This is a genomic window from Stenotrophomonas sp. 278 (assembly GCF_003935715.1).
GTDB classification, from domain to species: Bacteria; Pseudomonadota; Gammaproteobacteria; order Xanthomonadales; family Xanthomonadaceae; genus Stenotrophomonas; species Stenotrophomonas maltophilia_AH.
In genome coordinates this window covers 4,873-12,676 of sequence record NZ_RHPP01000124.1, presented here as the reverse complement: position 1 = coordinate 12,676, position 7,804 = coordinate 4,873, and the positions used below count along the sequence as shown (strand labels likewise).

The window sequence follows — 7,804 nt, the reverse complement described above, 5'->3', positions numbered from 1 at the left end:
GCGGCACGAGCGGATGTGTTTGACTACATCGAGCGACGCCACAACCCTAGGATGCGCAGAAGGGTCGCCAAGCAGGATCAGAAGGTTGCAGCTCTTTTAGAACCGTCCGTGATATCGGGGTAGAACCCATCACAACCTTCTGAATGGAACTCCTGTACCCAAACAGAATGCAACTGCCGATACCGCACCTATGAGCGCGCCGGATACTGCCGACCTCCCCGCAGACTTGAGAGCCATTGTAATTGCGTGCGTCTGGTCCAGCATCTGAGGCCAGTAGTTTGACCATCCGTTGATGCTGCCCAACAGAACTGCACCTGCAAGCGCGCCCGCAATGCACAGCGGAAGAAGCGATAGCTTCTCTTGCTTCCTCAGCCAGATCGCCACCGGAACTCCGACGACTGCCGAAACCAAGCCAGCTGCCGCAAACGCGATGACCGCAATCACCCATAGACCTATGAACTTGTGCCCAGCCTCCAGGGCCGTCATGAGCACTATTAGGCTGCAGCAGGCCGCACTTGCGACCACCCCGATGATCAGCGGCCGTCGATTCTGAACCATGATCCCTTTGCTCCTCCGCGTTTCCAGATGAACTCCAGATGATGCGCCCAGTGAAAGACCATCCTTGGCACACGTCTAAGCGTTCGGGGCGATATGATCGCCATCCAGATCGCTGTTCGGAGCTTGGTTACCAAACGCCGGCTCTTGCTGCTCCATTGCCAGATGCTCAGATTGCGCACCCAGTCAATCACCACGCGCGGGGTGCCCAGGTGGTCGGGCTGGATGTAAGCCACTTCAGGCGCGCTCGCTGCCGACGCGTTGATCAGCGCCACCGGATAGTTGCCCAGCCAGATCGCCTGCTGGAGCGCCTGCCCGGTGCTGCCGTGGTTGATCGGCCACCGGTCCAGATCAATAGCCACTTCCCGGCTCCGGATACAGTTCCACGGATACCCCCAATCCCGTTTTAGCGAAGGCAGCCATGAACTCATGATCAAAGCTAAAGCCGCAGGGGTCTGTGAGGAACGCGCTAATATAAAACTCCAACGAGCCCCCCGATTCAAGCAGCGCAGAAATGAACTCGGCACTGCCACTAATGACCTCATAGCAATGCCATAGCTCCTCATCCAACTCTACAGGCTTTCTCCTCGCCATGGACATCGACACATAGGTTCTTTCGTAGCACCCGCCGATGCTTCTGCCATTTGGCGAAACGCGCGGCTCATTAACGCTATGACTTACTTCGACTGGCAGGCGAAATGCTCCTACGACAGCAGAAGCGGCAACACCAGGATGCCAAACGCGAAGAGAAATGTTTACAACAATCTCAGTCATCAATCGCCTCCGTAACCGTAGTCATCAATTTTGACCTCCGGCCGACCCTACCGGCGCTTTTTGGGGCACCTTCGTAGAGCCGGGCTTGCCCGGCTGCCTTTTGCGCGAAAAGCAGCCGGGCAAGCCCGGCTCTACGTGGTTACTGCGCGCAGGACGTGCTCTATTTGCTGATCGAGTGCTTCGCGGTCGGCTTGGGACTCCATCAGGCTCTTCATTGCCTGCTCGTAGTCGCCCTTGCCACACACGTGCTGCTGCAGGCACAGATTGGTGACGAGTACGCTTTCCGGTCCGCAATCCATGCCCATGCGACAACCGGCGAGCATCCACGCCAGGCTGTGGGCGTTGCTGACCAGCGGCGCGTAGGTCTCGCCCAGGTTTTCGGTGAGCGGGCCGCCCATCACGTTACCGTAGGCGAACACGGCCACGGGGTCTTTGGACGCCATCACATCCTCGAGGAAGCGTTGTGCCTCATCAGAATTCAACGGTGGATGGCGAAGCATGTTGACGATGGCCCATGCCGCCAGATCGCCATTTCCGGCAGCTTTCTCATACCAGTGCTCAGCATCCTTCTGGGTGACCCGGGCACCACCGTCCACCTGGGCGCAGTCCTGCACGCGGTCGCGGTTGGCGTTGATCACCATTGCCTCGGCGCTGTCGGCGGGAATGGAGTCCAGCTCCAAGGCATTGAGCGTGACCGGGTGGTCGTAGACGTAGGCGCAGTCCAGGTACAGCTGCGCCAACAATCGCTGGGCTACGGCATCGCCTGCTTCGGCGCGTTGCTTGAGCGAGCCGAACTGGTGGAACAGGTTCTTGGGTGCACCAGTGGCGGCCGTTCTCGCCGTATCGCGCGATGTGGGCTGCGAAGATGGCGGCGCTTGCGTGGCTGCTGATGGAGGCGGTGGGGCTGCTTGGCAGGCGGCCAGGCAGGCCACCAATGCCAAGGGGATCGCGATGAGAGTGAGGGGGTTGCGCGTCAGTGTCATTCTTTCCAAGTCCTTTTGGTGATGCTTAGGGGCGGTGTTGGGTCGTGATCGGGCGTTGCGCAAGATCAAACGCTTGCCGCGCACATGCCACTGCGCCAGCCACGCTCTCAGCTGGGCCAGAGGTACAAGTCGTTGAAGTCGATGAGGTTGTCCACGATCTTCAGGTATGGTCCATGCGTCTCGATGCGGTACGCGGATACGATCCGGTCTTCGACCAGCGTAGCTACCAGCATGCCGCCCTCCCGCGCTGGAACCGCAAACCGCGTTCGCACGCGCGAGGGATCGCAGTCAGATGGCCAGCTCAGTGAACACGGCTGGTGATAGTCATCGTCGCGAGCCCAATGAGCTGCGTAGGACTGCAGCTTGCTGGCAAACAACCCACCCTGCACCTCGGAATCCATGCCGCTATCGTTGTACGCCGCGTCCGCCTCGAACAGAGGCGTCTCGTAACTCCGCACGACGGCTATATGCGCCTCAGCGGCCACCGGGTCGCATCCACCGTTGCGGGAATCCTGGTCTGGGTGAAGCGCGACAAATACGGTGGACCAGCCGTTGGCCTTCAGTCTGCATACGCCGCCTGCACCGGCATGCTGCGCGGCAAGCATGACCAGACCGGCTGCGTGGGTGAAGGTCGCATGCTGCTTTCCCGTGGTAAGTGCAGGTTCGGACAGCGATTGACCCAGCGCCAACGCGCGGCTTGCGTCCCTCGTTAGCTCTTCGCGCAGAGACGGGTTATCCCATGCCCATACAAAGCTCTTATCGGCTGGATCAAAGGACGCCAAGATCTGTCCAGCAACCGCTTGTTCGGTTCCGTCCGGGAAGACGAGCGTCAACCTTCCCGTTTCCTGGGAGAACGACCAGCATTCGTGTTGTCCGAGACCTAAAGAGGCTGCGAGTTCGATGTTGCGGTCAATACACCAGGCCGAGGCTGCTTCTACCTGCGCCTGGGTTGCGCGGGTCAGGTTGAAGCGGGGCAGCTCTGACGCAGCAGCTTGGGCCTCTGCAGGACCGTCAACGGAGCTTGTTGGTGCTGGCGATGCTCCTGACGGTCTCTCGCCACGCCAAAGGATTCTCTTGAGAAAGTCGATCACTCATCCACCTGACTGGGAAACGCGGAATGCCTGGCGATCATACTAGAGATCGATGGTGGCCCTATTGACGGCCCCTCGCTCTACTCTGATATCGCTAACGACCTCGGCACTTCTCCGACAACCGCATCCCAGCCAAATTCTTTCTCAAGCGCCTCCCTTACCAACTCACTCACTGCGAAACCCTATGACCAACCGGTAAGGCCCGCTAGTTCATGATATTGGCCTCCTCAAACGGCGAGTCGCCTTCCCGAGGGTTCCCATGCCACGCGTCCAGTTCAAGCAGGTTTCTTTTGTGTGCAGAGAAAGCAGTATCAATAACAATTGGCTGATCACAATCACCCTTCCAGTCCAAAGGACTACGGACCGGAACCTCAGCGTTCACCTTGATCGATGCTACACCCTTTTCTAGCTCCACGGAAACGGTGCCCTTAGTAGCAGTTCCGAAACACCCCCTCTTGCCGGCAAATGCTGCTGGACCTGCACTGTAGAACACCTTTACATCGGAAGATCCAATTGAAACCGTTGCAGAATCTACAGGCCACTCGCGCAACACAACCGTCACTTTCTTATACGTTGAGCCGTCCACTTTGCGAGAGCGCGCATACTCCCTCAAGGCGATCACAAGCCCTTCCCCGGGAACGATGCGGTGACAAGCAAACTGCAGCTCCCGGGTTGACACTTCCAAACACCCGTCCACGATTGATACTGCACCTTCTACATAGAAGGCATCCTTATCTTTAGCGACTGCATTGCCTGCAAAAATGATCGCAAAGACCGTGGACAAGCCGATTATCCTATTTATTGCAGCCACAATCACCACCCTTATTTTTTTTCCGCCTGCCGTTTTGTCCTAATTTCTGCGTCCCTATAGATCTCCGCGCGAGGACCGGATTTTCGGTCACCTTTTCCGGAGGAAACACCACTTGTTCGATACCCCACTTCATGGACGATAGTGTCGTACAGGTCAAGCTTCTTTGCGTCCGCCAGCTCCTCTAGATATTCATTATCGAGGTGTCGTCGCCTGCTGCCCCGGGAACCGCAGCGCCGGCTCAAACACCACGCCATCCCCATCCGGATCGCTGTTCGGAGCCTGGTTCCCAAACACCTCGCTCTTGCTGCTCCATTCCCAGATGCTCACATTGCGGGCAGGGTCAATCACCACACGCGGCGTACCCAGGTGGTCAGGCTGCATGTAGGCCACCTCCGGCACACCCATGGCCGGCGCATTGATCAGTGCCACCGGGTAGTTGTCCAGCCAGATCGCCTGCTGAAGCGCCTGCCCGGTGCTGCTGTTACCCAGCCACTGACCCGCTTCGTCATACACGGTGAGCTGCGCGCTGCCGCCGGTGGGTTCGCGCTGGATGCGCTCGCCGCGGTGGATGTACAGGTAGCTTTCCAGCACCGCACCACCCTGCTTGGCCTGAAGCAGCCGGTTGGCGTCGCTGTATACGTACTCACGGCTGCCGATGCTGGTGGTGTTGCCCGCCGCATCGTGGTCGCGGGCTTCGCCGCCCACGCCGGTCAGCCGGTGGCTGCCGGGGCGTAGGAATACACATGGGTGCCCGCATTGCTGGTCATGCCCATTCGGTTGCCGGTGGGGTCGTAGTCGTAGGCCTCAACTACTGCAGTAAGAGGCCCTAGGGTTCAGATCGAAGAAGCCCCGCCGATGCGGGGCTTCGGTATCCTTACAGCGTGGCAGGCCGAGACCCGCCCTACAGTTCCTGCATCATCGTTGAACTACGGGTCGTTCTCGACGAGCGTTCCCAGGTCAAATTTCCTGGTGTAAGAGCTACGGCTACTGATGGTGACTTCACCCGAGCGGAACTTACGGCCATCGTCGCATTTGGCCACGAAGTAGTAGCGTTCCGCCTTCGGGCCGGCAACAACCATCATTGCTGTAGAGAAGTTAGCAGTGATATCCCTTGTTGGGAATTGCTCACCGGTCTCGGCGGAAACCATGCCAAGTTGGCACGACTCACCCGGTTTATCTGCCAGCCCAGACGCCGGCACTGAGCCAGACACGCGAATAATCATATCTCCACCGAAGGCCGTACATCCCGTGACCACCAATGCGCCCATTAAAATTGTCAGTGCCATCTTCATTTGCTGCACTCCTCCTTCTTCTTTTGCAGGCAGTCATTGAGTGCTTGGGCATGGTTCTTGGAAAACGTGTTTGCAGCATCCTCAAAACGATTTCCATCTGCCGATCCATTCCGCATGAACTCTGCCGCATAAGCCCTGCGAGATAGCTGACCCGTATTCCACTGCAGCAGCACATGGTAGTACTCATGCAGAACCAAGCTGTGGTCGGCAAAGAACTCATCGACAGATAAGGTAGGCGGAAGGCGGATTGAGTTCCTTCGCGTCGTGATGAAATCGTTGTTGACGACAGTCTTATTCCTGACATTAACGCCAGCAACTGACTCACCAAAAATCTGTTCCAAACAATCCGCCATAGCACCCGATGCCGGAGCCAAGCCCAGCGGATCAGTCAGGCTGATCGGGTTTCCACGAACATAGGCATATGTGTTTATACCACCCCTCAACCCAATCGGATCACTCTGCGAGTACCTACCCACCGCCGGGTCATACTCCCGCTGGTAGTTGTAGTACAGCCCACTAGCGTCCGTCGCCTGCTGCCCCGGGAACCGCAGCGCCAGCTCAAACGCCACGCCATCCCCATCCGGTTCACTGTTCGGTGCCTGGTTCCCAAACACCTCGCCCTTGCTGCTCCACTCCCAGATGCTCAGGTTGCGCATCGGATCGATCACCACACGCGGGGTGCCCAAGTGGTCGGGCTGGATGTAGGCCACTTCAGGAACGCCCGCCGCCGGCGCGTTGATCAGCGCCACCGGGTAGTTGTCCAACCAGATCGCCTGCTGCAGGGCTTGCCCAGCGCTGCTGTAGTTGCCGAGCCACTGGCCCGCCTGGTCATACACGGTGAGCTGGGCACTGCGGCCAGTGGCTTCCGAGCATCGCCGCGGGGCGTCCGAGATTCAGGATCAAGCCAACCCCAATGCGATGAGATTCTTTTTCCGTGTCTGCTGCAGGATGTCCTCCGCAAGCCCCTCCCCGGATTTCAGAGCCTCAGCCAGCTTGTTGCAGTGAGGAACATCTTTCGGATGCAGAAATGGAGGTAGTTCTTGTAGCAATGCCGCTGCAGCTGACTCCTGGCCCAAGAGAATTAGGGCTGCCGCCTGAATCAACTTGGCGTGCGAGCTTCTTGTTCTTCCTACTTCAAGTACACGAACAAAATCCTGGAGACTGAGCGCGGCTTCGCCCTTAAATTCTGCGCACACTTCAGGTGCGGACATAACAAAGTCAACGATCTCATTTTCGCTCATCGCCCCCTTCTCGATGAAGGAATTTTCGGCCAGCCTCTTGCTATAAGAGAGGTTCGGACCCAGGAAGTCGAACAAAGGGAACTGGTAGCTCCAGACATAGAGCCCGCGCGGAACATACTCCAATGCCGCACCCTGGAGGATATGATCATAATCGCCCCTGAAGAAGTACACGCCCGAATGCTTGATACCTTCCACGCGCTCTTGCATTAGCCGAGTAATCAGGCGTTTATTCATAAGATCAGCGACCCTCTGGGCGAAGCACATGAATCGGTGTATCAGGTGGAAGATTTTGACCATAGGCATCGAACTGCCCGATGCTGATGTACCCCCATCCGGTCTTCAGATCATACACCGCTGTCGGAGCATTTACTGGACCAAACACGACGTCCGCCCTGGATGACCCGGCCGTACCGTACGGTACAACCACGCCGTCCTTGTAGCTCACTTCTGTCGCATACTCAGACGTTGGACAGTTTTGGTCTACGAGTCGTTTTAGTTCGCTGTGAATTAGAGTTCCTCGGATCCATGGCAGCGCGCACTTGACGCCGCAAGTTGCGTCGATGTGCTTGGCTGCTCTGTCTGCGAGGCCTTGTAATCGGTTCCGCGCCACCGCCATCTCCGGCGTCTCCACGGCAGGACCGGGCACGTAGTGTTTATCGTTCAGTCCGAGTGGATCAAGGCGTCCTATAGGATTGCTATGAGCATAGCCATAGCTACTTATTCCTCCGCGTAGTCCAATCGGATCACTCTGCGAGTACCTACCCACCGCCGGGTCATACTCCCGCTGGTAGTTGTAGTACAGCCCACTAGCGTCCGTCGCCTGCTGCCCCGGGAACCGCAGCGCCAGCTCAAATGCCACGCCATCCCCATCCGGATCACTGTTCGGTGCCTGGTTCCCAAACACCTCGCTCTTGCTGCTCCACTCCCAGATGCTCAGGTTGCGCATCGGATCGATCACCACACGCGGGGTGCCCAGGTGGTCGGGCTGGATGTAGGCCACTTCAGGAACGCCCGCCGCCGGCGCGTTGATCAGCGCCACCGGGTAGTTGTCCAACCA

8 protein-coding genes and 3 pseudogenes are annotated in these 7,804 nt (G+C 58.1%); 1 reads left to right on the top strand and 10 read right to left on the bottom strand.

The features are described 5' to 3' along the window. Nucleotides 1-123, top strand: a pseudogene (locus EGJ34_RS17185) (IS3 family transposase); the annotation flags it as partial. 410 nt (nt 124-533) lie between these two features. Here the strand turns inward: EGJ34_RS17185 and EGJ34_RS17180 are convergent. The 10 genes and pseudogenes from EGJ34_RS17180 to EGJ34_RS22770 form a co-directional block, all read right to left on the bottom strand. Continuing rightward, nucleotides 534-917 (bottom strand): hypothetical protein, encoded by a 384-nt coding sequence (locus EGJ34_RS17180; RefSeq protein WP_125361700.1) that lies wholly within the window; start codon nt 915-917, stop codon nt 534-536. Then, nucleotides 907-1,329 (bottom strand): hypothetical protein, encoded by a 423-nt coding sequence (locus tag EGJ34_RS17175; RefSeq protein ID WP_125361699.1) that lies wholly within the window; start codon nt 1,327-1,329, stop codon nt 907-909. The genes EGJ34_RS17180 and EGJ34_RS17175 overlap by 11 nt, the downstream gene beginning before the upstream one ends. Nucleotides 1,330-1,460: 131 nt before the next feature. Beyond that, the gene (locus EGJ34_RS17170) at nt 1,461-2,312 is read right to left on the bottom strand and encodes a hypothetical protein (protein ID WP_125361698.1); all 852 of its coding nucleotides are present in this window, start codon (nt 2,310-2,312) and stop codon (nt 1,461-1,463) included. Between the two features lie 107 nt (nt 2,313-2,419). Then, entirely contained in the window at nt 2,420-3,403 is a 984-nt protein-coding gene (locus tag EGJ34_RS17165; protein WP_125361697.1) for a DUF6882 domain-containing protein, read from the bottom strand. 205 nt (nt 3,404-3,608) lie between these two features. Beyond that, nucleotides 3,609-4,223: a hypothetical protein gene (locus EGJ34_RS17160; RefSeq protein ID WP_125361696.1), complete on the bottom strand. Its 615-nt coding sequence runs from the start codon at nt 4,221-4,223 to the stop codon at nt 3,609-3,611. A gap of 195 nt (nt 4,224-4,418) precedes the next feature. Continuing rightward, nucleotides 4,419-5,023, bottom strand: a pseudogene (locus tag EGJ34_RS17155) (RHS repeat protein); the annotation flags it as partial. 117 nt (nt 5,024-5,140) lie between these two features. Beyond that, nucleotides 5,141-5,506: a hypothetical protein gene (locus EGJ34_RS17150; RefSeq protein WP_125361695.1), complete on the bottom strand. Its 366-nt coding sequence runs from the start codon at nt 5,504-5,506 to the stop codon at nt 5,141-5,143. A 368-nt stretch (nt 5,507-5,874) separates the two neighbouring features. Continuing rightward, a pseudogene (locus EGJ34_RS17145) lies at nt 5,875-6,357 on the bottom strand (RHS repeat-associated core domain-containing protein); the annotation flags it as partial. 48 nt (nt 6,358-6,405) lie between these two features. Next, complete coding sequence (locus EGJ34_RS17140; protein ID WP_125361694.1) at nt 6,406-6,942, bottom strand: hypothetical protein; 537 nt, start codon at nt 6,940-6,942, stop codon at nt 6,406-6,408. A gap of 43 nt (nt 6,943-6,985) precedes the next feature. After that, a partial coding sequence (locus tag EGJ34_RS22770; RefSeq protein ID WP_260477038.1) for an RHS repeat-associated core domain-containing protein occupies nt 6,986-7,804 on the bottom strand: 819 nt, incomplete at its 5' end.

Coding starts and splice junctions, on each gene's coding strand:
- EGJ34_RS17175 (WP_125361699.1), bottom strand. CDS start 1,329: ATGACTGAGATTGTTGTAAACATTTCTCTTCGCGTTTGGCATCCTGGT.
- EGJ34_RS17170 (WP_125361698.1), bottom strand. CDS start 2,312: ATGACACTGACGCGCAACCCCCTCACTCTCATCGCGATCCCCTTGGCA.
- EGJ34_RS17150 (WP_125361695.1), bottom strand. CDS start 5,506: ATGAAGATGGCACTGACAATTTTAATGGGCGCATTGGTGGTCACGGGA.